Here is a 23352-nt window from a genome sequence, read left to right as displayed (position 1 = left end):
TTTTGGCACGCTGTTGAGTTCTCAAGGAACGGACGCTTCCTTTGTACTCACCCTCTCGGGCTTTCCTCCGGGCGCTTCCCTTCGGTCTTGCGTTTCCGACTCTATCAGACTCTTTCGTGTCCGATTCCCGGTCGAAGCGGGTCAAGCGATTTTCGCTTTCCAGTTCTTCGCTTTCGCGTTTCCCTTTCCGGCGAGTCCGACTCTATCAGATCCTTTCGGGCCTGATTCCCAGTCAGCGGGGCTTGTCTTCCGGGCTGTTGGGCCCTTCCGACGAGTGAGACATTAGCGGAATCCTGGGCCCCGACGCCAATCGGGGTCACGCTCTTTCGAACGCGGATTCCTCATTTCGCATAAGCGCACGCCAAGACATGCGACAGCTGTCGCGTGCTCGTTGTGTTTCTTGCGGAATGGCTGTCCGGGGACCGACCGGGGTCGGCGCTCACGTCGGACAACTCGGAGCACACTACGGATCGGGAGGGGGCGTGTCAACCCCGGGGTTGACCGGGGCCGACGCGTGGGTGTCAGCCGTTGCCGGAGGCCAGTTCGCGGCTGCGGTCGCGGGCCGCTTCGAGTGCGGCGATGAGGGCCGCGCGTACGCCGTGGTTCTCCAGCTCGCGGATGGCGCTGATGGTGGTGCCCGCCGGGCTGGTGACGGCCTCGCGGAGCTTGACCGGGTGCTCGCCGCTGTCCCGGAGCATCACGGCGGCGCCGATCGCGGCCTGGACGATGAGGTCATGGGCCTGGGCGCGCGGCAGGCCGAGCAGGATGCCGGCGTCCGTCATGGCTTCGACCAGGAAGTAGAAGTACGCCGGGCCCGAGCCTGAGAGGGCGGTGGCCGCGTCCTGCTGGGACTCGGGGACGCGCAGGGTCTTGCCGACGCCCTTGAAGATGGCGTCCGTCGAGGCGAGGTGCTCCCCCGTGGCGTGGCTGCCCCCCGAGATGACGGACATGCCCTCGTCCACCAGGACGGGGGTGTTCGGCATGACGCGGACGACCGGGGTGCCGGCGGAGAGGCGGTCCTCGATGAACGCGGTCGTGATGCCGGCCGCCGCGCTGATGACCAGGCGCTCTGCGGTGAGGTGCGGGGCGAGCTCGTCCAGGAGGCGGCCCATGTCCTGGGGCTTGACCGCGAGGATGAGGATGTCGGCCCGCTCGGCGGCCTCCGCGTTGGTGACCGCGTCCACGCCGTAGCGGTCGCGCAGTTCGGCGGCCCGGTCCGAGCGGCGGGTGGTGACCAGCAGGTTCGACGGGCGCCAGCCGGCCCGGATCATCCCGCTGAGCAGGGCCTCGCCGATCTTGCCGGTACCGAGGACTGCAACTGTCTGGGTCATGCCGTTCACCCTCCGGGCGGTGCTCGATGTGCGCGGTGCTCAGTGCTCGTCGGCGCCATCCTCGCACCGCCCCGTCAGGCGGTGCGGCGCCGGAGGGTGGCGGCGCCGAGGGCCAGGACGAGCAGGGCGCATCCCGCCACGACGAGGACGTCCCGCACGAAGTCCCCGGTGACGTCGGTGTGGTGGAGCACCTGGTTCATCCCGTCCACGGCGTACGACATCGGCAGCACGTTCGAGATGGCCTCCAGGAACGGCGCCATTTGGTCGCGCGGGATGAAGAGGCCGCAGAGGAGCAGCTGCGGGAAGATCACCGCGGGCATGAACTGCACGGCCTGGAACTCGGAGGCCGCGAATGCCGAGACGAAGAGGCCGAGTGCCGTGCCGAGCAGCGCGTCGAGCAGGGCGACCAGGAGCAGCAGCCACGGCGACCCCATGACGTCCAGGCCGAGGGCCCACACCGACAGGCCGGTGGCCAGGAGCGACTGGAGGACGGCGACGGCGCCGAAGGCGAGGGCGTAACCCGCGATGAGGTCGCCCTTGCCGAGCGGCATCGAGAGCAGGCGTTCCAGGGTGCCGGAGGTGCGTTCGCGCAGGGTGGCGATCGAGGTCACCAGGAACATCGTGATCAGCGGGAAGATCCCGAGCAGGGAGGCGCCGGTCGAGTCGAAGGTCTGCGGGCTGCCGTCGAAGACGTAGCGCAGCAGCGTGATCAGGAGGACCGGGATCAGCAGGAGCAGCGCGACCGTACGGGGGTCGTGGGTGAGTTGACGCAGGACGCGGGCGGCGGTGGCGAGGGTGCGGGCCGGGCTCAGGGGGGCTGTCGTGCTGCTCATCGGGCGTTCTCCTTGCGGGCTGCGTCGACCAGGTGGAGGAAGGCCGCTTCGACGGTGTCGGTGCCGGCGGCGGTGCGCAGGGCGTCCGGGGTGTCGTCGGCGAGGATCTCGCCCTCGCGCATGAGGAGGAGGCGGTGGCAGCGCTCGGCCTCGTCCATGACGTGGGAGGAGATGAGGAGCGCGGTGCCGCGTTCGGCGGCGAGGGTGTGGAAGAGCTGCCACAGGTCGCGGCGCAGGACCGGGTCCAGGCCGACGGTCGGTTCGTCCAGGACGAGCAGGTCGGGGGTGCCGAGGAGGGCGGCGGCGAGGGAGACGCGGGTGCGCTGGCCGCCGGAGAGGTTGCCGGCGAGGGCGTCCTCGTGGCTGGTCAGGTCGACCTCGGTGACCGCGCGGGTGACGGCCTCGTGGCGGGCGGCGCGGTGGGCGCGGCCGGGCTGGAGGACCGCGGCGAAGTAGTCGAGGTTCTGGCGGACGGTGAGGTCGGTGTAGACGGAGGGCGCCTGGGTGACGTACCCGACGCGGGGGCGGAGGGAGGGGTGTCCTGCGGGGCTGCCGAGGACCTGGAGGGTGCCGGTGACCTTGGCCTGGGTGCCGACGACGGCGCGCATCAGGGTGGATTTGCCGCAGCCGGAGGGGCCGAGGAGGCCGGTGATCCTGCCGGGTCCGACAGTGAAGTCGAGGCCTTTGAGGACCGTGCGGCTGCCTCGTTGGACGGTGAGGCCACGGGCCTCGACGGCGACGCCCGAAGAATTCATCATGTGATGAATATTGGCTCCGCGGGACCGCCGCCGTCAAGGGACCGGGCGGGGCCGCTGCGGTTCAGCGCACGGCCGCGTGCAGCTCCACGACGTACGCCTCCTCCACCGTTCCGTCGGGGAACTCCGTCAGGAGCCGGGCCCGCTCCTCGGCGAGGAAGTTCCGGGCCGCGTCGTCGTCGGCGGTCAGGAACACGGAGTGGCTGCCGAGGTTGTCGAGGTGGGTGGCGAGGGGGACGCGCCGGGTCCACGGGACGCGGCGGTAGGTGAAGGCGAGGTCCGGCGGCAGGTCGCGGTCCTCGACGGCCGAGCGCCTGGGGCCCAGTTGCTCCGGGCCGACGCCGAAGAACCGGACGAGCCGTTCCTCCTGGGCGACGAGCCACGGGACCGTGTTGTCGGCGACGTTCCACCAGAGGGCGAGCGTGCCGCCCGGCCGCAGGACGCGCCGGACCTCGGCGGCGGAGCGGGCGTGGTCGGTCCAGTGCCAGGACTGGGCGTACGTGATCAGGTCGGCCGAGGCGGTCGCGAAGGGGAGCCGGTTGCCGTCGCCCCGTACGAGCGGGACGCCGGGGAGGCCCCGGCGCAGCTCCGCGGCCATACCGGGCCCGGGCTCGACGGCGACGACGCGGGCGCCGCGGTCGAGGAGGCGGCGGGTCGAGATGCCGGTGCCCGCGCCCACGTCCAGGGTGCGGGCTCCTCGCAGGGGGCGTCCGGCGATGTCCTCGACGGCGTCGAACAGCGCGTCCGGGTAGCTGGGGCGGGCGGCGGCGTACTGAGCGGCGGCGCGGTCGAAGGACAGGGCGCGCGAGGGGCCCGGGACCGCGTCCGGTGAGTGTGTCGTGGTCATGCGGCCATCGTGCCCCGCGGCCCGGGACGCGTCAGCCGCGCCGGCCCTTCTTCTTGCGGGCGGCCGGGTTGCCGGTGCGGGAGGCGCGGCGCTTCGTGTACCGGGCGACGGCCTCCTCGTACTCCGTACGCCTCAGCTTCTCGCCGGGCGCCTCGGTGAACGTACGGAAGAAGTACGCGAGCAGCGAGCCGACGAAGCCGATGGCCTTCAGGCCGCGCAGGTTCTCCTCGCGGGCCGGGTCGGCGGGGCGGCGGCCGAAGCCCTCCCAGGTCTTGCGGAAGGCGATCGCGCTGCAGATGGCGAACATCGCGACGACGAGCACGCCGACGAAGCCGCCGACGTCGGCGATCTCCAGGCCCTGGTAAGCGAAGCGCAGGACGAAGCAGGCGGCGACGGCCGCGAGGAGGGAGCCGACGGCGGCTCCGGCGCGGCGCAGGCCGTAGTGGCCGTCGTGGGCGACCCACGTGGTCCCGAAGAAGCGGATGGGCTCGGGCTGCGGGCCCTGCGGGGTCGCGGACCCGGACGGGCCGGGGGTCGCGCTTTCGGGGGTCTCGCTGTTCTCGCTCACGGGGTCGATTATCCCGCAGGCGCGGCAGCGGCCGGGGGGCCGTGGCGTACGGCCCCCCCGGCACGGCCGGGTCAGCCCAGCTTCGAGACGTCGCGGACGGCGCCCCGGTCGGCGCTGGTGGCCATCGCGGCGTACGCGCGGAGGGCGGCCGAGACCTTGCGGTCGCGGTTCTTCGGGGCGTACACGCCGTTCAGGGCCTCGCGGCGGGCGGCCAGCTCCTCGTCGGAGACCAGCAGGTCGATCGAGCGGTTCGGGATGTCGATCCGGATCCGGTCGCCGTCCTCGACCAGCGCGATCGCGCCGCCGGAGGCCGCCTCGGGCGAGGCGTGGCCGATGGACAGGCCCGACGTACCGCCGGAGAACCGGCCGTCCGTGATCAGGGCGCAGGTCTTGCCGAGGCCGCGGCCCTTCAGGTACGAGGTCGGGTAGAGCATCTCCTGCATGCCCGGCCCGCCCTTGGGGCCCTCGTAGCGGATGACGACGACGTCGCCCTCGTTGACCTGCTGGGTGAGGATCTTCTGGACGGCCTCCTCCTGCGACTCGCAGACGACGGCCGGGCCCTCGAAGGTCCAGATGGACTCGTCGACACCCGCCGTCTTCACGACACATCCGTCCACGGCCAGATTGCCGCGCAGCACCGCGAGGCCGCCGTCCTTGGAGTACGCGTGCTCCGCGGAGCGGATGCAGCCGCCCTCGGCGTCCTGGTCCAAGGACTCCCAGCGCTCGGACTGGGAGAACGCCTCCGCCGAACGCACGCAGCCGGGAGCGGCGTGCCACAGCTCGACCGCTTCCGGCGCCGGGGAGCCGCCGCGCACGTCCCAGGTCTTCAGCCAGTCGTCCAGCGACGGGCTGTGCACGGAGTGCACGTCCTCGTTGAGCAGGCCCGCGCGGTGCAGTTCACCGAGGAGGGCGGGGATGCCGCCGGCGCGGTGCACGTCTTCCATGTAGTACGTGCGGTCCTTGGCGACGTTCGGGGCGACCTTGGCCAGGCACGGGACGCGGCGCGACAGGGCGTCCATCTCGGTCAGGCCGTAGGCGACGCCCGCCTCCTGGGCGGCGGCCAGGAGGTGCAGGATCGTGTTGGTGGAGCCGCCCATCGCGATGTCGAGTGCCATGGCGTTCCCGAAGGCGGCGGCCGTGGCGATGTTGCGGGGCAGGACCGACTCGTCGTCCTGCTCGTAGTAGCGGCGGGTCAGGTCCAGCACCGTGCGGGCGGCGTTCTCGTAGAGCGCCTTACGGGCGGTGTGGGTGGCCAGGACCGATCCGTTGCCGGGGAGGGAGAGGCCGATGGCCTCGGTCAGGCAGTTCATCGAGTTGGCGGTGAACATGCCAGAACAGGAACCGCAGGTGGGACAGGCGTTCTCCTCGATGCGGAGGATGTCCTCGTCGGAGATCTTGTCGTTGACCGCCTCCGACATCGCGTCGACCAGGTCGAGCGTGCGCACCGTGCCGTCGACCAGCGTGGCGTGGCCCGACTCCATCGGGCCGCCGGAGACGAAGACGGTCGGGATGTTCAGGCGCAGGGCGGCGTTGAGCATGCCCGGGGTGATCTTGTCGCAGTTGGAGATGCAGATCAGGGCGTCCGCGCAGTGTGCCTCGACCATGTACTCCACGCTGTCCGCGATGAGGTCGCGGGAGGGGAGGCTGTAGAGCATGCCGCCGTGGCCCATGGCGATGCCGTCGTCCACGGCGATCGTGTTGAACTCGCGCGGGATGCCTCCGGCGGCGGTGACCGCCTCGCTGACGATCCGGCCGACGGGGGCCAGGTGCGTGTGGCCCGGCACGAACTCCGTGAAGCTGTTGGCGACGGCGATGATCGGCTTCCGGCCGATGTCCGCGCCGGGTACCCCGGAGGCGCGCATAAGGGCGCGGGCGCCCGCCATGTTGCGGCCGTGGGTGACTGTGCGGGACCTCAGCGTGGGCATCGTCTTTTCGCTCCTTCTGCGTTGAAGACTGTTCTTGAGCGTACGCCGTCGGTGCCAGGATGTGGACCGGGTGTCCGCTATGCGGAAGCGTTCAGGGAGGGGGCGGCAGCGGAGCGCCTGCGGCGGGCCTGCTCCCCACCCCGCCCCTTTCCGGAACCGGGGCTGGGTTTCGGGGTTACGCGGACGGCTCCGCCAGATACCGCTGGAGCGTCGGGGCCACCATCGCCACGATCTTCTCCGGCGGCGCGGACGCCAACGGCTCGGCCTGCAACACGTACCGCAGGATCGCGATCCCCACCATGTGCGACGCCGCCAGCTCCGCGCGGAACGTCGCGTCCGGGATGTCCAGGCCCGCCGCCACGCGCTCCAGCAGGCGGCGCAGTACGAAGCCCCGGAGGACCTTCGCGGCGGCCTCGTGGGTGAGGGCGGAGCGGAGGACCGCGAGGAGGGGGGCCCGGGTCGCCGGGTTCTCCCAGATCGCGATGAAGGCGCGGGCCAGGCGTTCGCCCACGTCCTCGGTGTCGCCTTCGAGGACGGCAGGCACGAGCAGGGCGGGCTCGAAGGACAGCTCGATCGCGGCGGCGAAGACCTCGTCCTTTGTACCGAAGTAGTGGTGGACCAGCGCGGAGTCGACGCCGGCCGCGCGGGCGATGCCCCGGACCGAGGTCTTGTCGTAGCCGCGCTCGGCGAACTCCGTGCGGGCGGCCTCCAGGATGCGGGTGCGCGCGTCCGGGCCGGTGTCCGACGCGGCGCGGGCGGGGCGGCCCCGGCGCCTGGGGGCCGGTGCGTCCGTGGTCATGGGCGCGGGGCGTGCTCGGTGGACGCGGCGAGGTGGAGCCGGGTGAAGGCGAGCGCCTCGGCGAGGTCGGCCTCGCGTTCGGCGGTGGACATCGCGCGGCGGGTGTTGACCTCGATGACCACGTGCCCGTCGAAGCCGGAGACGGCCAGCCGCTCCAGCAGTTCCGCGCAGGGCTGGTCGCCCCGGCCGGGGACCAGGTGCTCGTCCTTGTTGGACCCCTTGCCGTCAGCCAGGTGGACGTGGGCCAGCCGGTCGCCCATCCGGTCCACCATGGCCAGGCCGTCCGTCCGCGCGGTGGCGGTGTGCGACAGGTCCACCGTGAAGTGCCGGTAGTCGTCGTTGGTGACGTCCCAGTCGGGGGCGTACGCGAGCATCTCGCGGTCCCGGTAGCGCCACGGGTACATGTTCTCGACGGCGAACCGGACGTCCGTCTCGTCGGCCATCCGCCAGATTCCGCTGACGAAGTCGCGGGCGTAGTTGCGCTGCCACCGGAACGGGGGGTGCACGACGACCGTCGACGCGCCCAGTTTCTCGGCGGCGGCGCGGGCCCGCTGGAGCTTGACCCACGGATCGGTCGACCAGACCCGCTGGGTGATCAGCAGACACGGGGCGTGGACGGCGAGTATCGGCACCTGGTGGTAGTCGGAGAGCCGGCGCAGCGCCTCGATGTCCTGGCTGACCGGGTCGGTCCAGACCATGACCTCGACGCCGTCGTAGCCGAGGCGCGCGGCGATCTCGAAGGCCGTCGCCGTCGACTCCGGATAGACCGAGGCCGTCGACAGGGCGACCTTCGCATCCGGGACGCGCACCACTGGTTCTGCCACGCAGACAGCGTACGGGCACTGGTGCGCCTCGCCGAGGGAGAGCGGCGGAAAGTGACAAGCCGCACCACGGGCCGGCCCCCTCACTCCAGCGCCGGTTCCCCCTCCGCCGGCAGGTGGTCCAGGCGGCGCAGGATCACGCCCTCGCGAAGCGCCCACGGGCAGATCTCAAGCTCGTCCACGTCGAGCAGGTCCATCGCGCCCTCCGCGACCAGCGCCCCGGCCAGCAGCTGCGCGGCCCGGCCCTCGGACACGCCGGGCAGCGTCCCGCGTTCCTCGGCGGTCATCGCGGCCAGCTTCGGCACCCACTCCTCCAGCGCCTTGCGGCTGAGGGTGCGCGGCACGTACTGGCCCTCGGCGGAGCGCGCCGCGCCCGCGATCCTGGCGAGCTGCTTGAACGTCTTGGAGGTGGCCACCACGTGGTCCGGGCGGCCGATGCGGGCGAAGTCGCCGACGCTGCGGGCGATGCGCGCCCGTACGTGCCGGCGCAGCGCCTTGACCTCGGCCGGGTCCGGCGGGTCGCCCGGCAGCCAGCCCGCGGTGAGGCGCCCGGCGCCCAGCGGCAGCGAGACCGCGACGGCCGGTTCCTCGTCCATGCCGTACGCGATCTCCAGCGAGCCGCCGCCGATGTCGAGGACCAGCAGCTTGCCCGCCGACCAGCCGTACCAGCGGCGGGCGGCGAGGAAGGTGAGCCGGGCCTCCTCCGTACCGCTGAGGACCGCGAGGTCGACGCCCGTCTCCTCCCGTACCCGCTCCAGCACCTGGTCGGCGTTGCTCGCCTCGCGTACCGCGGAGGTGGCGAAGGCGAGGACGTCCTCGCAGCCCTTGTCCTCGGCGGCTTCGAGCGCGCCCGCGATCGTCCCGACCAGCCGGTCCACGCCGAGCGGGCCGATCGCGCCGTCCCCGTCGAGGAGTTCGGCGAGGCGCAGCTCCGCCTTGTGCGAGTGCGCGGGCAGCGGACGGGCGCCGGGGTGGGCGTCCACCACCAGCAGATGAACCGTGTTCGACCCCACGTCGAGGACTCCGAGTCTCATACCGCGAACGCTACTGCGGGCGGGGCACTTACTCTGGGCCCGTGCCAAAGACGAAAAAGGCGAAGCCGGGCAAAGCCACGAAGAAGCGGGACATCGAGGCGGAGACCCCGCAGGACATCAAGCATGTCGAGAAAGTGGAGATGCACACCCCGGCCGCGGAGCCGGATCCTTCCGACGAGACGGAGCTGGACTTCGCGCGTGCCTGGGTGGAGTTCCCCGACCCCGCCGACGACGAGCAGGTCTTCCGCTGCGATCTGACCTGGCTGACGTCCCGGTGGACGTGCATCTTCGGCAGCGGTTGCCAGGGCATCCAGGCGGGCCGCGCGGACGACGGCTGCTGCACGCTGGGCGCCCATTTCTCGGACGAGGACGACGAGAAGCGCGTGGCCGGTCATGTCGCGCGCCTCACTCCGGAGCTGTGGCAGTTCCACGACGTGGGTACGGAGACGGGCTGGACCCAGACCGACGAGGACGGCGACCGCCAGACGCGTCGCTGGCAGGGCTCGTGCATCTTCCAGAACCGGCCGGGCTTCCCGGCGGGGGCGGGCTGCTCGCTGCACATCCTGGCGCTGCGGGAGGGCCGGGAACCGCTGGAGACCAAGCCGGACGTGTGCTGGCAGCTGCCCGTACGGCGTACGTACGAGTGGATCGACCGGCCCGACGACACGCGGGTGCTCCAGGTGTCGATCGGTGAGTACGACCGGCGGGGCTGGGGCCCGGGCGGCCACGACCTGCACTGGTGGTGCACGTCGGCGACCTCGGCGCACGGGGCCGGCGAGCCGGTGTACGTGTCGTACCGGCCGGAGCTCATCGAGCTGATGGGCAAGGAGGCGTACGACACGCTGACCGAGCTCTGCGAGCAGCGGCTCGCCTCGCTGCTGCCGATGGCCCCGCACCCGGCGGACCCGGCGTAGGGCCCCTTCTCCGGATCCGGCCGCACGGTCAGTCCGCGGGGGGCGGGGTGCTCGGGCCCTTCGGCGGGGCGGGCGGTTCCGACGAGCCGGTCGGGTCCGGGGTCGGGCCCGGGTCGGTCTCCGTCGGTGTGGGCGTGGGGTCCGTCGGATCCGGCGTCGGCGTGGACGGGTCCGGCGTGGGCGTCGGGTCCGGCGAACCGGCACTCGGCCTGGCCGGACGCGGGTGGAGACCGCGCGGCGAGGCGCCGGGAGTGGGCGCCTTGGCCCCGTAGCCGTGCAGGGCGATGACCGCGCCCGAGGGGGCGACGGTGAGGTGGGCGGTCCAGGGCCCCGCGGGCTGCCGCGCGTGGTCCACGAGAGCGCGGATCGTGACGCTGCCGCCGGCCGGGAGCTTCCCGGAGGTACGGCTCAGGCTGACCCAGGACCGGTCGGTGGCGGCGGACCAGGAGACCGGTCCGGCCTCCGACGCGGTGAGGGTGATCAGGGTCGCGGAGCCGACGGTGCTGGTCCGTACGGTGAGCCGGCCCTCGCCGGGTGCGGCGGGGTCGCGGGAGGGGTCGGCGCCCTTGCTGATGATCTCCGCGGAGACCTCCGGCAGGGAGTCCTTGCCGGTGAAGCGGGAGCCGGTGTCCGGGCGGGCGTTGCCGGCGTTCTCGTACGGGGCGTACGGGGTCTCGGCGCCGCCGGTCTCGTTGTCGGCCGCGCTGACCGCCGAGCCGTCGCGGCCCTCGCCGGTCAGGGGTGCGCCCCGGTAGGCGGACCACAGGGCGATGACCGGGGCGGCGACCACGGTGGCGACGACCGTCGTCGTCATGACCCGGGAGCGCAGCCGGTCGCGGCGCGCGGCGTGGTCCTTGGGGTCCATGGGGAAGCCGGTGCGGTCGAAGCGCGGTGTGGCGGACCGATTCTTCTGGTGCTTCTGCGCATGCAGCATGGCCACGTACGCGGACGGTCTCGGGGCCTCCACGACCGGCAGCACGGCGGCCGGGGCCACCGTCTTCCCGGGCCACGGCCCCTCGGCACCGGCGCGCTCGGCGGCGCGGCGGCAGCGCGGGCAGTCGTCCACGTGCCGGACGAGCTCGCGGCGGAGCGTGGGCGAGAGCAGCGCGCGGTGGTCGCCGGTGAGCCGGCCGGCCGTGGGGCAGTTGCCCGTCTCCACGACGGCGAGGGCGGCCCGGGTCCGCTCGACCTCGCAGGCGGCACCGGCCAGCAGCTCGCGGGCGGCGGTGGGGTCGAGGCCGAGGACGGCGGCCACGGCGCGCGGGGCCAGCCCGTGCCGGACGGCGAGCTCAAGGGCCTCGCGCTGCTCCGGCGTGGTGCCCGCCGCCTCGGGCCAGGCCAGCTGGGCCAGCTCCCGGCGGTGCGCCTCGGCGGCGGGGGCGCTCTCGGCCGGGGCGGGGCTCTCGGCGGGCGCGGCTGCGGGATGCGGGGCCGGGAGCGACGCGGGGCGACCCGTGCGGCGGGCCTGGCGGGCGGTCGCCGGGACGTGTCGGTCCTCGTCGGCGGACCTGCGGTGCGGGGGGCGGGCGGGGTCGGGGCGGCGGTGGGCGCGGCGGCCCCGCTGCTGCTCGCCGAGCCGGCGCAGACACGTCCACCTGGCCAGGGCGTACAGCCAGGTTTTACGTTCCTCCTCGTCGGCCGGGCAGCGCGAGCCCTGCCGTTCGGCCAGGGCCAGGACGCCGCCCAGCGCCTCGGTGGCCGCGTCGTGGTCGCAGAGGACGGAGAGGCAGTAGGTGAAGAGGCCGTCGAGATGCGGCTCGTAACGGGCGGGCGGCTTCTTCGGTGCGGTGTGCGAGGGGTGGGGCGCGCGGTGCTGTCCCCGGTGCGCGCCGGGAGTGTTTCTCGGAGTCTCCAGTCTGCTGCTCGTCACCTTGCGACCGTAGGCGCGGCGCCCTCCCCCGCTCGCGCCGCTTGCGTGGATTTAACCCTTACGGGTGAACGTATCGCGCGATAAGGGGCGGGCGTTCCCGGCCCCGCTGTCAGACCGCACCGATACGGTGGCGCCATGGCTGCCCGTACGAAATCCGCGAAGGACCGGCCGTCCTACCGCTGCACCGAATGCGGCTGGACCACCGCGAAGTGGCTCGGCCGCTGCCCCGAGTGCCAGGCGTGGGGGACGGTCGAGGAGTTCGGCGGCGCGCCCGCCATCCGGACCACGGCCGCGGGGCGGGTCTCCGCCGCCGCCCTGCCCATCGGCCAGGTGGACAGCCGGCAGGCCACCGCCCGGCCGACCGGCGTCGGCGAGCTGGACCGGGTGCTGGGCGGTGGTCTGGTGCCCGGGGCCGTCGTGCTGCTCGCGGGCGAGCCCGGCGTCGGCAAGTCCACGCTGCTGCTCGACGTCGCGGCCAAGGCGGCGACCGACGAGCACCGCACCCTGTATGTGACGGGCGAGGAGTCCGCGTCCCAGGTCCGGATGCGCGCCGACCGGATCCGGGCGATCAGCGACCACCTGTATCTGGCGGCGGAGACCGATCTGTCGGCGGTGCTCGCCCACCTCGACGCGGTCAAGCCCTCGCTGCTGATCCTCGACTCGGTGCAGACCGTGGCCTCGCCGGAGATCGAGGGCGCGCCGGGCGGGATGGCGCAGGTCCGCGAGGTGGCGGGGGCGCTGATCCGGGCCTCCAAGGAGCGCGGGATGTCGACGCTGCTCGTGGGCCACGTCACCAAGGAGGGCGCGATCGCCGGGCCCAGGCTCCTGGAGCACCTGGTGGACGTGGTGCTGTCGTTCGAGGGCGACCGCCATGCCCGGCTGCGCCTGGTGCGCGGCGTCAAGAACCGGTACGGGGCGACCGACGAGGTCGGCTGCTTCGAGCTGCACGACGAGGGGATCACGGGTCTCGCCGATCCGTCCGGGCTGTTCCTCACCCGGCGCGACGAGCCGGTCCCGGGCACCTGCCTGACCGTGACGCTGGAGGGGAAGCGGCCCCTGGTCGCGGAGGTGCAGGCGCTGACGGTGGACTCGCAGATCCCGTCCCCCCGGCGGACCACCTCGGGCCTGGAGACCTCCCGGGTGTCGATGATGCTCGCGGTCCTGGAGCAGCGCGGCCGGATCAGCTCGCTGGGCAAGCGGGACATCTACAGCGCGACGGTGGGCGGGGTGAAGCTGTCGGAGCCGGCCGCCGACCTGGCGATCGCGCTGGCCCTGGCGAGCGCGGCGAGCGACACACCCCTGCCGAAGAACCTGGTGGCGATCGGCGAGGTGGGGCTCGCGGGCGAGGTCAGACGGGTCACGGGGGTGCAGCGCCGGCTGGCCGAGGCGCACCGGCTGGGGTTCACGCACGCCCTGGTCCCGACGGATCCGGGCAAGGTCCCGGCCGGTATGAAGGTGACGGAAGTGGCCGACATGGGCGACGCGCTCAGGGCGCTCCCGCGCCGGACCCGCGCACAGGCCCCCCGGGAGGACGACGCGCGCCGGTAGACTTTGCCCTGGTCTCGCCCGTCCGTACGAACGGTACGAGGGACCAGGGGATGTGTCGGACACTCCCCGGGTCCTTCGATTGGATTGGGCCTGCTCCGTAGCGACAGGCCACGAGGGCACCACAAACCTGTGACCGGAGGAGTGCAGTGGCAGCCAGCGACCGGGCAGCATCGCCCGGAAAGTCCGGCCAAACCACGGGCAACGAGGCGCTGATGCGCGCCTCGTTGAGCGCCGTCGCGCCCGGAATGGCCCTGCGGGACGGCCTGGAGCGCATTCTCCGCGGCAACACCGGGGGTCTGATCGTGCTCGGCATGGACAAGACCGTCGAGTCGATGTGCACGGGCGGCTTCGTGCTGGACGTGGAATTCACCGCGACCCGGCTGCGGGAGCTGGCCAAGCTGGACGGTGCCCTGATCCTCGACAAGGACATGACGAAGATCCTGCGCGCCGGTGTCCAGCTGGTCCCGGACGCGTCGATCCCCACCGAGGAGACCGGCACCCGGCACCGCACGGCCGACCGGGTCTCCAAGCAGTGCAATTTCCCGGTGGTCTCGGTCTCCCAGTCGATGCGCCTGATCGCGCTGTACGTGAACGGGGAGCGGCGGGTCCTGGAGGAGTCGGCGGCGATCCTCTCCCGCGCCAATCAGGCCCTGGCCACACTGGAGCGGTACAAGCTCCGGCTGGACGAGGTCGCCGGGACGCTCTCCGCGCTGGAGATCGAGGACCTGGTGACCGTCCGGGACGTGACGGCGGTGGCCCAGCGCCTGGAGATGGTCCGCCGGATCGCGACGGAGATCGCGGAGTACGTGGTGGAGCTCGGCACGGACGGGCGGCTGCTGTCGCTCCAGCTGGACGAGCTGATCGCGGGCGTGGAGCCGGAGCGCGAGCTGGTCGTGCGGGACTACGTGCCGGAGCCGACGGCGAAGCGTTCGCGCACGGTGGCGGAGGCGCTGACCGAGCTGGATTCGCTGACCCACACGGAGCTGCTCGAACTCCCGGTCGTGGCGCGGGCGCTGGGCTACAGCGGCTCGCCCGAGACGCTGGACTCGGCGGTGTCGCCGCGCGGTTTCCGGCTGCTGGCGAAGGTGCCGCGGCTGCCCGGCGCGATCATCGACCGGCTCGTGGAGCACTTCGGCGGTCTGCAGAAGCTGCTCGCGGCGAGCGTGGACGACCTCCAGACGGTGGACGGCGTCGGCGAGGCCCGGGCGCGCAGCGTGCGCGAGGGCCTGTCCCGGCTGGCCGAGTCCTCGATCCTCGAACGGTACGTGTAGGCCCCAGGCGCTCCCCCCGGGGCGCCGCCCCGGCGGTCAGTCCTTCGCGAGGACGAACGAGGCGCGCTGCACGGGCCGGCCCGGTGCCTTCGCCTCCACGAGGTACGTGCCCGGCTTGGCCTTGCCCGAGGGCGGCGTCGCGCACTTGGGAGCGCTGCGGTCGCGGTCCCACTCGACGGTGTGCACGACGGTCTTCCCGGCGGGCACCTCGATCAGTACGGGCTTCGGGTCGCGCGGGCAGTCCTTGGACGACCACACCTCGTCGTCCTCCCCGCCCGCCTCGGTGACGGTGAGCACCACGCTCTTCGGCCCGAAGTCGGCCTTGCAGGCGGTGGACGAGGTGTTCGTGACGAACAGCCGGAACTTCGGCTTCTCGTCCGGGGCGTAGCTGAGTTCGGTCTTCAGGCCGATCCGGATCGTCCCCGCGGCGCAGTCGGCGAGCGAGGAGCCGGCCGGCACCGGACGCGCTGCCTGCACCCCCTCCCCCGTGCCGGAGCCGGTGGAACCGGAAGCAGAACCCGAACCGGTGTCCTGGCCGCCGCCGTTGGCGTCCGAGGAGCCGCCCGTACCGGCGGAACCGCCGCCCGAACTGCCGTGCTCGTCACCGCCGCTGCCGCCGGAGCCGTCCGACTCGCCGCCCCCGCCGGGCTGTTCGGTGATCGCGGGGCCGGAACCGGAAGGTCCGGGCGTGATCGAGCCCGCGGGGCCGGAGCCCGGCGGTTTGGAGTCGTCGTGGTGATCCCCGCTGCCGCCACCGGAGGTGACGGCCCATGCGATCAGCAGCGCGATCAGCACGACCAGGGCCGCCGCGACCGCCCTCCGTCGCCAGTAGATGCTGGAGGGTAGCGGACCGATCGGATTGCGCAGAGATCCCACGGCGCAAACTGTACGAGAGATCCGGCCCAACTCCCGCCCCACCCGCCGCCTTGATCCCCAAGTTTTGCGGATCATCATTCCGCGAGGGCCAGTTCGGCCACCGGACGCGCCCGAAATGACCTTGTGCGACGAAACGTTTACTCATGGTCAACGGCTCCGGACGGGCGGAAAACGGCCCATCGGCCAGTTGCCGCAACGGCTCGCGGGGCGTGGGGCCTGTGACCGGAACGCCGTGTCAGGATCGATGGTGCGATGACTGCCACGACTGCGACACAGACGCCCCCCGCCTCCCTCCACGCCCCCGTGATCGGTTGGTTCGACCAGCACGCCCGCGATCTGCCCTGGCGCCGCCCCGAAGCGGGCGCCTGGGGCGTGATGGTGAGCGAGTTCATGCTGCAGCAGACCCCCGTCAGCCGGGTCCTGCCGGTGTACGAGCAGTGGCTCGCCCGCTGGCCGCGCCCCGCCGATCTCGCGGCCGAGCCGCCCGGCGAAGCCGTCCGCGCCTGGGGCCGGCTCGGCTACCCGCGCCGCGCGCTGCGCCTGCACGGGGCCGCCCAGGCGATAACGGAACGCCATGGCGGAGACGTACCGAGCGAGCACGCCCAGCTCCTCGCCCTGCCCGGCATCGGCGAGTACACGGCGGCGGCCGTGGCCTCGTTCGCGTACCGGCAGCGTCACGCCGTCCTCGACACCAACGTCCGCCGGGTCTTCGCACGGGCCGCGACCGGCATCCAGTACCCGCCGAACGCGACGACCGCCGCCGAGCGCAGGCTCGCCCGGGAGCTGCTGCCCGACGAGGACGAGCGGGCGGCCCGCTGGGCGGCGGCCACGATGGAGCTGGGCGCCCTCGTCTGCACCGCGAAGAACGAGGACTGCTCGCGCTGCCCCATCGCGGAGCAGTGCGCCTGGCGGCTGGCCGGGAAGCCCGCGCACCAGGGGCCGCCGCGCCGGGGCCAGACCTACGCCGGCACGGACCGGCAGGTGCGCGGCAGGCTCCTGGCCGTGCTGCGCGACGCGGTCGGCCCGGTGCCGCAGGCGGCGCTCGACACGGTCTGGGACGAGCCGGTGCAGCGCGCCCGGGCTCTGGACGGGCTGGTCGCCGACGGTCTGGTCGAGCCGCTGGCCGGCGGCCGCTACCGGCTGCCGCTGACCTGAGCGGCCGGGCCGTCCCACCCGCGTAACAGCGTCCGCCCGCCTTCGTAACAACGGCGGACAAGGTCCGTCCGCTCCGTGACAATGACGGAGTGGGCGGGCCTTTCGCGCGTCCGGCGCGGGCTCGTTTGTCCGGTCTCCTCCCCGCGCTGTTACACAACCGATGGACAGCCGTGCGCCCGCCTACGGCTGCCCCGCACAGCCTCGTGACAACCGCTCCGTAGCGTCTGCGACGTCAGCCGGAACGACCACCGGCGGACAGCGGTACGAGCGGTCCACGGGGATCCACGGGGATGGAGGCGGTTGTGATGGCGCAGGGCGAGGTGCTCGGCTTTGAAGAGTACGTACGGACCCGGCAGGAGGCGCTGCTGCGCAGTGCGCGCCGGCTCGTCCCGGACCCCGTGGACGCGCAGGACCTGCTCCAGACCGCGCTGGCCCGGACCTACGGCCGCTGGGACCGCATCGAGGACAAGTCCCTCGCCGACGCCTATCTGCGCCGCGTCATGATCAACACCCGTACCGAGTGGTGGCGGGCCCGCAAGCTGGACGAGGTGCCCACCGAGCAGCTGCCCGACGCCAGCATCGAGGACGGCACCGAGCAGCGCGCCGACCGCGCCCTGCTGATGGACATCCTGGGCGTGCTCGCTCCCAAGCAGCGCAGTGTCGTCGTCCTGCGACACTGGGAGCAGATGAGCACGGAGGAGACGGCCGCGGCGCTCGGCATGTCGGCCGGTACGGTGAAGAGCACGCTGCACCGTGCGCTGGCGCGGCTGCGCCAGGAGCTGGAGAACAGGGAAGCGGCGAGCCGGGATGCCCGGCTCGCCGAAGAGCGGGGGCGGGAGCGGTGCGCGGCCTGACAGGCAGCGATGACGACGACACGGTCATCGGCACGACCGGCGGGGGGAGGCCGGGCGCGAGCAGACGCCTGCTGACCGGCTGGGCGGCGAGCAGCGCGGCACTGGCCGGCCTCGCCGCCTTCGGGCTGTTCGCCGTCAGCTGTTCCACCGGGGGCACGGGCACCCGGGACGAGGGTCCGGCGGGCGCCGAGCCGGTCGTCCAGGTCACCCCGAGCACGACGGCCGCCGCCACGGCGAAGCCCGCGCCGCGGGTGGACGCCGTGGCGCTGCTGAAGGCGGACCCGAAGGTGAGCGGGCGGGTCCGCATGGACCTGAAGGCGTGCAGCGGCGACGAGTACCCGGTGGACACCTCGTACGGCAGGATCACCGGCGGCCCGTCCGCCGACGTCGTGGTGAACGTGATGACCTGCGGCGATTCGGTGGGGGTCGGCACCTACGTCTACCGGCCGCGCACCGACGGCACGTACGAGAACGTCTTCGCCGTCGAGCAGCCCGCCGTCTACGGCACCATCGACCGGGGCGACCTGGTCGTGACGACCCAGGTGTACGAGAAGAAGGACTCGGTCGCCTATCCCTCGGGCGACGAGGTGATCACGTACCGCTGGGCGAACGGCCGGTTCAACGAGGAGGACCGGGTGCGCAACGACTTCAACCGAGCCGTGGGCGCGGGCGACGGGGACCTTCCCGAGCCCACGGAACCGTCCAGGAACTGAGAGCTGTCCGATGGCCGAGACCCATGTGCTGTTCGTCGAGGACGACGACGTCATCCGCGAGGCCACCCAGCTCGCGCTGGAACGGGTCGGCTTCGCGGTCACCGCGGTGCCCGACGGGCTGGCCGGCCTCGAGGCGTTCCGGGCCGACCGGCCCGACATCGCGCTGCTCGACGTCATGGTCCCCGGTCTGGACGGCGTCAGCCTGTGCCGCCGCATCCGGGACGAGTCGACGGTCCCCGTGATCATGCTGTCGGCGCGGGCCGACTCGATCGACGTGGTCCTCGGCCTGGAGGCCGGCGCGGACGACTACGTCACCAAGCCCTTCGACGGGGCGGTCCTGGTGGCCCGGATCAGGGCGGTGCTGCGCCGCTTCGGCCATGCGTCGGGCGGCCGGGACGGCGGCGGGCAGCCGGAGCCTGAGGCCGTCGGCGGGGTGCTGGTCTTCGGTGACCTGGAGGTCGACACCGAGGGCATGGAGGTCCGCAGGGGCGGTACGCAGGTGGGGCTGACGCCGACCGAGATGCGGCTGCTCCTGGAGTTCTCCTCGGCACCCGGCACCGTGCTCTCCCGCGACAAGCTGCTCGAACGGGTCTGGGACTACGGCTGGGGCGGGGACACCCGGGTCGTGGACGTCCATGTGCAGCGGCTGCGCACGAAGATCGGCCAGGACCGGATCGAGACGGTCCGCGGCTTCGGCTACAAGTTGCGGGCATGAGGCGGCCCGCCCTGCGGACGGGCGTCCGCTGGAAGATCAGCATCGCCATCGCGGCGGTCGGCGCGCTGATCGCGGTCGCGCTGAGCCTGGTGGTGCACAACGCGGCCCGCGTCTCGATGCTGGAGAACGCCCGCGAGGTCCAGCTGGAGCGGCTGACCTACGCGCAGCTGCTGTACGAGGCGAAGAAGACCAAGAAGGCCGACCCCCGGTTCGGGGCGAAGCTCAACGACCCGACGATGCCGAAGAGCCTGCGCGAGGAGGTCCGGCGCAACCGCCGCGCCACGCATGTGGACGACTCCGGCGGGGTGCCCGACGTCTGGGCTGCCGTGCCGGTGGGCAACGGGAACGTGCTGTCGCTGCACACCCGGTTCGCGGACCGCTCGACCACGATCATGGGCGATCTGGACCGGGCCCTGATCATCGGTTCGGTCTCGGTGGTCCTCGGCGGCTCGGCGCTGGGCGTGCTGATCGGCGGCCAGCTCTCGCGCCGGCTGCGCAAGGCCGCCGCGGCGGCGGGGAAGGTCGCCCAGGGCAACACGGACGTCCGGGTCAGGGACGCGGTCGGCGGTGTCGTGCGCGACGAGACGGACGAGCTGGCCGGCGCGGTGGACGCGCTGACCGACGCGCTGAACGGGCGGATCGAGGCGGAGCGCCGGGTCACCGCGGACATCGCGCACGAGCTGCGTACGCCGGTGACCGGGCTGCTGACGGCGGCCGAGCTGCTGCCGCCGGGCCGCCCGACCGAGCTGGTGCGCGACCGGGCCCAGGCGATGCGCACGCTGGTGGAGGACGTGCTGGAGGTGGCCCGGCTGGACAGCGCCTCGGAGCGGGCCGAGCTCCAGGAGATCGCGCTCGGGGAGTTCGTCAGCCGTCGGGTGGCGCTGCTGGACCCGGAGGTCCGGGTCCAGGTCGTCCACGACTCGTGGGTCAATACGGACCCGCGACGACTGGAGCGCATCCTCGGCAACCTGCTGGGCAACGCGGCCAAGCACGGGTCGACCCCGGTGCAGGTCACGGTCGAGGGCCGGGTGGTCCGGGTCCGCGACCACGGGCCCGGTTTCCCGGCGGCGCTGCTGCGGGAGGGGCCGAGCCGGTTCCGGACCGGGTCGACCGACCGGGCCGGGCACGGACATGGTCTCGGGCTGACGATCGCGGCGGGCCAGGCGCGGGTGCTCGGGGCCCGGCTGACCTTCCGGAACGCGGCGCCGGAGGGCGCGGCGGAGGGCAGCGGCGGGGCGGTCGCGGTGCTGTGGCTGCCCGAGCACGCGCCGACGGCCACGGGCAGCTATCCGATGCTCCAGTTCGCCGAGCAGCGCGGTCCGGCGGAGTCGGAGGACGGGAAGCGGGTCTGAAAGCGGGAGAGGGCCCCGGGGCGTGTGCCCCCGGAGCCCTCCGCGTACGGCCGTGCCGGTCAGACCTCCGCGACCGCCGGGGCGGGCTTGGCCTCGGGGCCCGCGCCCCGCAGCGGGACCTCCTTGACGAAGAAGGAGGCGACGACCGCGACCAGGCCGACGGACGCGCCGACGAGGAACGCGATGTGGGTGCCGGACGACACCGCGAACTCGTACGCCTCGCGCACCGGCACCGGCAGCTTGGCCAGGCTCGCCGCGTCCAGCTGGGCGGAGTGCGCGGTGGCCCCGCCGCCGCCGCGGGAAGCCATCTCGTCCTGGACCTTGCCGGTGAACAGCGCGCCCATGATGGCGACGCCGAAGGAGCTGCCGAGCGTACGGAACAGGGTGGTCGAGGAGGAGGCGACGCCCATGTCCTTCAGCTCGACGCTGTTCTGCGCGACGAGCATGGTGATCTGCATCAGGAAGCCCATGCCGGCCCCGAGCACCGCCATGTACAGCCCGGAGGTGAAGCGGCTGGTGCCGGTGTCCATCTGCGCGAGCAGGAAGAGGCCGATGACCATGAGGATCGATCCCACGATGGGGAAGACCTTGTACTTGCCGGTGCTGGTGGTGACCCGGCCCGCGATGAGCGAGACGACCATCATGGACAGCAGCATCGGCAGGAGCAGCAGCCCCGAGTTGGTCGCGGAGGCGTGCTGCACGGACTGCTGGTAGAGCGGCAGGAACAGCACCGCGCCGAACATCACGAACCCGGCCATGAAGCCGACCACGGACATGAGCGTGAAGTTGCGGTTGCGGAATATGTGGAGCGGGATGATCGGCTCGGCTGCCTTCGTCTCGACGAAGAGGAAGCCGGCCAGCGAGGCGACGCCGATCGCGATGAGCTCCATGATGACCGCGGAGTTCCAGTCGTACTCGGAACCGCCCCAGGTGGTGACCAGCACGATCGCGGTGATGCCGACGGTGAGCAGGGCGGCGCCGAGGTAGTCGACGTTCCGCTTCGTCCGCTCCCGCTTGGGCAGGTGCAGGACCGCGGTGATCATGATCAGCGCGACGGCGCCGAGCGGGAGGTTGATGTAGAAGCTCCAGCGCCAGCCGAGGTGGTCGGTGATGGTGCCGCCGACCAGCGGTCCGCCGATCATGGCGATGGCCATCACGCCGGCCATCATGCCCTGGTACTTGCCGCGCTCGCGGGGCGGCACGAGGTCGCCGATGATCGCCATGACGCCGACCATCAGACCGCCGGCGCCGAGGCCCTGGACGGCGCGGAAGCCGATCAGCTGGCCCATGTCCTGGGCCATGCCGCTGAGGACCGAGCCGATCAGGAAGATCACGATGGACGTGAGGAAGATGCCCTTGCGCCCGTACATGTCGCCGAGCTTGCCCCAGATGGGCGTGGACGCGGCGGTGGCCAGGGTGTAGGCCGTGACGACCCACGAAAGGTGTTCGAGGCCGCCGAGGTCACCGACGATGGTCGGCATCGCGGTGCCGACGATCAGGTTGTCCAGCATCGCCAGCAGCATGGCGATCATCAGGGCCAGCACCACCACCCGGACGCTGCGCTGCGGCGGAGCCGGTGGCTCCGCCTTGGTGGCCGGTGGGCCTCCCGCCTTCCCGTCCGCCGTCTTGATCAGGTCCGCCATCTTCCCCAACTCCCCAGTCAACCCTGCCACCGGGCCCTTACTTGCCGCCCGGCTAGTTGCTTACACTGGAGGAAGGTAGACCCGTAACTAGCCGGGCGTCAAGTAAGTTAATTTGGGAGAGCACCATGGGCAGCACGCCGCAGCCGCGCCGGAGCAACACCCGCCAGCGCATCCAGGACGTCGCCCTGGAGCTCTTCGCCGAGCAGGGCTACGAGAAGACCTCGCTCCGGGAGATCGCCGAGAAGCTGGACGTCACCAAGGCGGCGCTCTACTACCACTTCAAGACGAAGGAAGACATCCTCGTCAGCATCTTCGAGGACCTGAACCGCCCGGTGGAGGAGCTGATCGCCTGGGGTGAGACGCAGCCGCGCACCCTGGAGACGAAGACGGAGCTTCTCCGCCGCTACAGCGACGCGCTGGCACACGCGGCCCCGCTCTTCCGCTTCATGCAGGAGAACCAGGCGACCGTACGGGACCTGAGCATCGGCGAGACCATCAAGCACCGGGTCCTGGGCCTGGTGGACCTGATCAAGGAGCCGGGCGCGCCGCTCACCGACCAGGTGCGGTGCTTCAGCGCGCTCTTCACCCTGCACGCCGGGATGCTCGCGCTGAAGGACGTCGAAGGCGACCCGGAGGAGAAGCGCAAGGCCGCTCTCGAAGTCGCCGTCGAGCTGGTCACCCGGGCCCACGAACCGGAAACCCCCCGGTGACCCCGCTGGAAAGCGGGGGCCGGGGGGCCGGGACGCACGGGCCGGATCAGACGTTGATGCCGTGCTTGTGCAGGAAGTTGACCGGGTTGACCGCCGAACCGTAGTTCGGGGTGGTCCGGATCTCGAAGTGCAGGTGCGGGCCGCTGGAGTTGCCGGTGTTGCCGGACAGGGCGATCTTCTCGCCCTTCTTCACGTGCTGGCCGATGTGCACGTCGATCTTGGACAGGTGCGCGTACTGCGAGTACGTGCCGTTGCCGTGCGAGATCACGATGGCGTTGCCGTACGCGGGGCCGTCGCCGCCGCCGTTCGGGCCGGCCTTCACGATCGTGCCGCTGTGGGCGGCGTCGACCTTGGTGCCGATCGGCACGGCGAAGTCCTGGCCGGAGTGCTTGTGGGACCAGCGGCTGCCGTCGTTGCCGAAGCTGGCGCTCAGCTCGTAGTGGCTGACCGGGGCCTCCCACGGAAGCTTGGCGATGGCCTTCTTCTTGGCGGCGGCCTTCTTCTTCGCGGCTGCCTTCTTCTTCGCCGCGTCGGCCTTCTTCTCGGCCTCGTGCTTGGCCGCGGCCTTGCCCTGCGCGGTCGCCTGCTGGGCGACCGAGTCCGCGGTGGCCGAGGAGACCAGGGCGGGGGCCTGGGGGGCGTCCGCAGTGCCGGCCGCGAACGCAGCACCCGCACCGAGAACCATCGACGTCCCCAGACCGGCTGCCACCACGGCGCCACGCATACGGGACACGGACGGGCGGCGGGACTGGAACGTAACGCGCTTCGACATAAGCGGAAATCCTCCGGAGATGACTGGACCCGGCGGTGTGCCGGGC

The 23352-nt window shown here is 72.3% G+C and carries 22 protein-coding genes; 9 read left to right on the top strand and 13 right to left on the bottom strand.

The genetic code is table 11. From position 1 onward, the window contains the following. Positions 1-521: 521 nt before the first annotated feature. The 9 genes from proC to ACZ6C6_RS20470 form a co-directional block, all read right to left on the bottom strand. Positions 522-1331 carry a pyrroline-5-carboxylate reductase gene (gene proC, locus ACZ6C6_RS20510; protein WP_469204685.1) on the bottom strand — a complete coding sequence of 270 codons (810 nt, stop codon included), beginning with the start codon at positions 1329-1331 and terminating at the stop codon, positions 522-524. 74 nt (positions 1332-1405) lie between these two features. Further along, a complete protein-coding gene (locus ACZ6C6_RS20505) occupies positions 1406-2164 on the bottom strand; it encodes an ABC transporter permease (protein ID WP_469204684.1) in 759 nt (252 codons plus the stop codon). Next, a complete protein-coding gene (locus ACZ6C6_RS20500) occupies positions 2161-2922 on the bottom strand; it encodes an ABC transporter ATP-binding protein (protein ID WP_469204683.1) in 762 nt (253 codons plus the stop codon). The genes ACZ6C6_RS20505 and ACZ6C6_RS20500 overlap by 4 nt, the downstream gene beginning before the upstream one ends. A 61-nt stretch (positions 2923-2983) precedes the next feature. Next, positions 2984-3766: a class I SAM-dependent methyltransferase gene (locus ACZ6C6_RS20495; protein WP_469204682.1), complete on the bottom strand. Its 783-nt coding sequence runs from the start codon at positions 3764-3766 to the stop codon at positions 2984-2986. Positions 3767-3797: 31 nt separating this feature from the next. Further along, positions 3798-4334 carry a hypothetical protein gene (locus tag ACZ6C6_RS20490; protein WP_469204681.1) on the bottom strand — a complete coding sequence of 179 codons (537 nt, stop codon included), beginning with the start codon at positions 4332-4334 and terminating at the stop codon, positions 3798-3800. A gap of 71 nt (positions 4335-4405) precedes the next feature. Further along, positions 4406-6259, bottom strand: coding sequence for a dihydroxy-acid dehydratase (gene ilvD / locus ACZ6C6_RS20485; RefSeq protein WP_469204680.1), 1854 nt, complete (start codon positions 6257-6259; stop codon positions 4406-4408). 175 nt (positions 6260-6434) lie between these two features. After that, positions 6435-7058 carry a TetR/AcrR family transcriptional regulator gene (locus ACZ6C6_RS20480; protein WP_469204679.1) on the bottom strand — a complete coding sequence of 208 codons (624 nt, stop codon included), beginning with the start codon at positions 7056-7058 and terminating at the stop codon, positions 6435-6437. Then, entirely contained in the window at positions 7055-7870 is an 816-nt protein-coding gene (locus ACZ6C6_RS20475; protein ID WP_469204705.1) for a sugar phosphate isomerase/epimerase family protein, read from the bottom strand. Before ACZ6C6_RS20475 ends, ACZ6C6_RS20480 begins: the two co-directional genes overlap by 4 nt. A gap of 92 nt (positions 7871-7962) precedes the next feature. Further along, positions 7963-8913 carry a Ppx/GppA family phosphatase gene (locus tag ACZ6C6_RS20470; RefSeq protein ID WP_469204678.1) on the bottom strand — a complete coding sequence of 317 codons (951 nt, stop codon included), beginning with the start codon at positions 8911-8913 and terminating at the stop codon, positions 7963-7965. A 140-nt stretch (positions 8914-9053) separates the two neighbouring features. On the opposite strand from ACZ6C6_RS20470, the gene ACZ6C6_RS20465 reads away from it, so the two are divergent. Further along, entirely contained in the window at positions 9054-9827 is a 774-nt protein-coding gene (locus ACZ6C6_RS20465) for a DUF3109 family protein (protein ID WP_469204704.1), read from the top strand. Between the two features lie 28 nt (positions 9828-9855). On the opposite strand, the gene ACZ6C6_RS20460 is transcribed toward ACZ6C6_RS20465, so the two are convergent. Beyond that, positions 9856-11697, bottom strand: coding sequence for a hypothetical protein (locus ACZ6C6_RS20460; protein ID WP_469204677.1), 1842 nt, complete (start codon positions 11695-11697; stop codon positions 9856-9858). A 135-nt stretch (positions 11698-11832) separates the two neighbouring features. Here ACZ6C6_RS20460 and radA point away from each other — a divergent pair, with 135 nt between their 5' ends. Together radA and disA are read left to right on the top strand one after the other, a co-directional pair. Next, a complete protein-coding gene (gene radA / locus ACZ6C6_RS20455; RefSeq protein WP_469204676.1) occupies positions 11833-13245 on the top strand; it encodes a DNA repair protein RadA in 1413 nt (470 codons plus the stop codon). Positions 13246-13391: 146 nt separating this feature from the next. Continuing rightward, the gene (gene disA / locus ACZ6C6_RS20450) at positions 13392-14516 is read left to right on the top strand and encodes a DNA integrity scanning diadenylate cyclase DisA (RefSeq protein ID WP_026171409.1); all 1125 of its coding nucleotides are present in this window, start codon (positions 13392-13394) and stop codon (positions 14514-14516) included. Between the two features lie 36 nt (positions 14517-14552). Here the strand turns inward: disA and ACZ6C6_RS20445 are convergent, their stop codons facing one another. After that, positions 14553-15311 (bottom strand): hypothetical protein, encoded by a 759-nt coding sequence (locus ACZ6C6_RS20445; RefSeq protein ID WP_469204703.1) that lies wholly within the window; start codon positions 15309-15311, stop codon positions 14553-14555. A 333-nt stretch (positions 15312-15644) separates the two neighbouring features. On the opposite strand from ACZ6C6_RS20445, the gene ACZ6C6_RS20440 reads away from it, so the two are divergent. The 5 genes from ACZ6C6_RS20440 to cseC all read left to right on the top strand — a co-directional run bounded on the left by ACZ6C6_RS20440 (position 15645) and on the right by cseC (position 20181). Then, on the top strand, positions 15645-16547 hold the full coding sequence (locus ACZ6C6_RS20440) for an HhH-GPD family protein (RefSeq protein ID WP_450824577.1): 903 nt from the start codon (positions 15645-15647) through the stop codon (positions 16545-16547). A 305-nt stretch (positions 16548-16852) separates the two neighbouring features. Next, complete coding sequence (locus tag ACZ6C6_RS20435; protein WP_018520495.1) at positions 16853-17401, top strand: SigE family RNA polymerase sigma factor; 549 nt, start codon at positions 16853-16855, stop codon at positions 17399-17401. Then, on the top strand, positions 17389-18114 hold the full coding sequence (locus ACZ6C6_RS20430) for a hypothetical protein (RefSeq protein WP_469204675.1): 726 nt from the start codon (positions 17389-17391) through the stop codon (positions 18112-18114). Before ACZ6C6_RS20435 ends, ACZ6C6_RS20430 begins: the two co-directional genes overlap by 13 nt. A gap of 10 nt (positions 18115-18124) precedes the next feature. Next, on the top strand, positions 18125-18829 hold the full coding sequence (cseB, locus tag ACZ6C6_RS20425) for a two-component system response regulator CseB (RefSeq protein ID WP_469204674.1): 705 nt from the start codon (positions 18125-18127) through the stop codon (positions 18827-18829). Continuing rightward, positions 18826-20181 carry a two-component system sensor histidine kinase CseC gene (gene cseC, locus ACZ6C6_RS20420; protein WP_469204673.1) on the top strand — a complete coding sequence of 452 codons (1356 nt, stop codon included), beginning with the start codon at positions 18826-18828 and terminating at the stop codon, positions 20179-20181. The genes cseB and cseC overlap by 4 nt, the downstream gene beginning before the upstream one ends. A gap of 59 nt (positions 20182-20240) precedes the next feature. On the opposite strand, the gene ACZ6C6_RS20415 is transcribed toward cseC, so the two are convergent. Further along, positions 20241-21824 (bottom strand): MDR family MFS transporter, encoded by a 1584-nt coding sequence (locus ACZ6C6_RS20415; RefSeq protein WP_469204672.1) that lies wholly within the window; start codon positions 21822-21824, stop codon positions 20241-20243. Between the two features lie 125 nt (positions 21825-21949). Between ACZ6C6_RS20415 and ACZ6C6_RS20410 the strand changes: the two genes are divergently transcribed. Next, a complete protein-coding gene (locus ACZ6C6_RS20410) occupies positions 21950-22534 on the top strand; it encodes a TetR/AcrR family transcriptional regulator (protein ID WP_469204670.1) in 585 nt (194 codons plus the stop codon). A gap of 46 nt (positions 22535-22580) precedes the next feature. Here ACZ6C6_RS20410 and ACZ6C6_RS20405 read toward each other — a convergent pair whose 3' ends face one another. Then, positions 22581-23306: a M23 family metallopeptidase gene (locus tag ACZ6C6_RS20405; protein ID WP_469204668.1), complete on the bottom strand. Its 726-nt coding sequence runs from the start codon at positions 23304-23306 to the stop codon at positions 22581-22583. Positions 23307-23352 lie beyond the last annotated feature (46 nt).

Source organism: Streptomyces sp. NPDC041814, from assembly GCF_055590565.1.
This window is presented reverse-complemented; position numbering and strand designations above follow the sequence as displayed.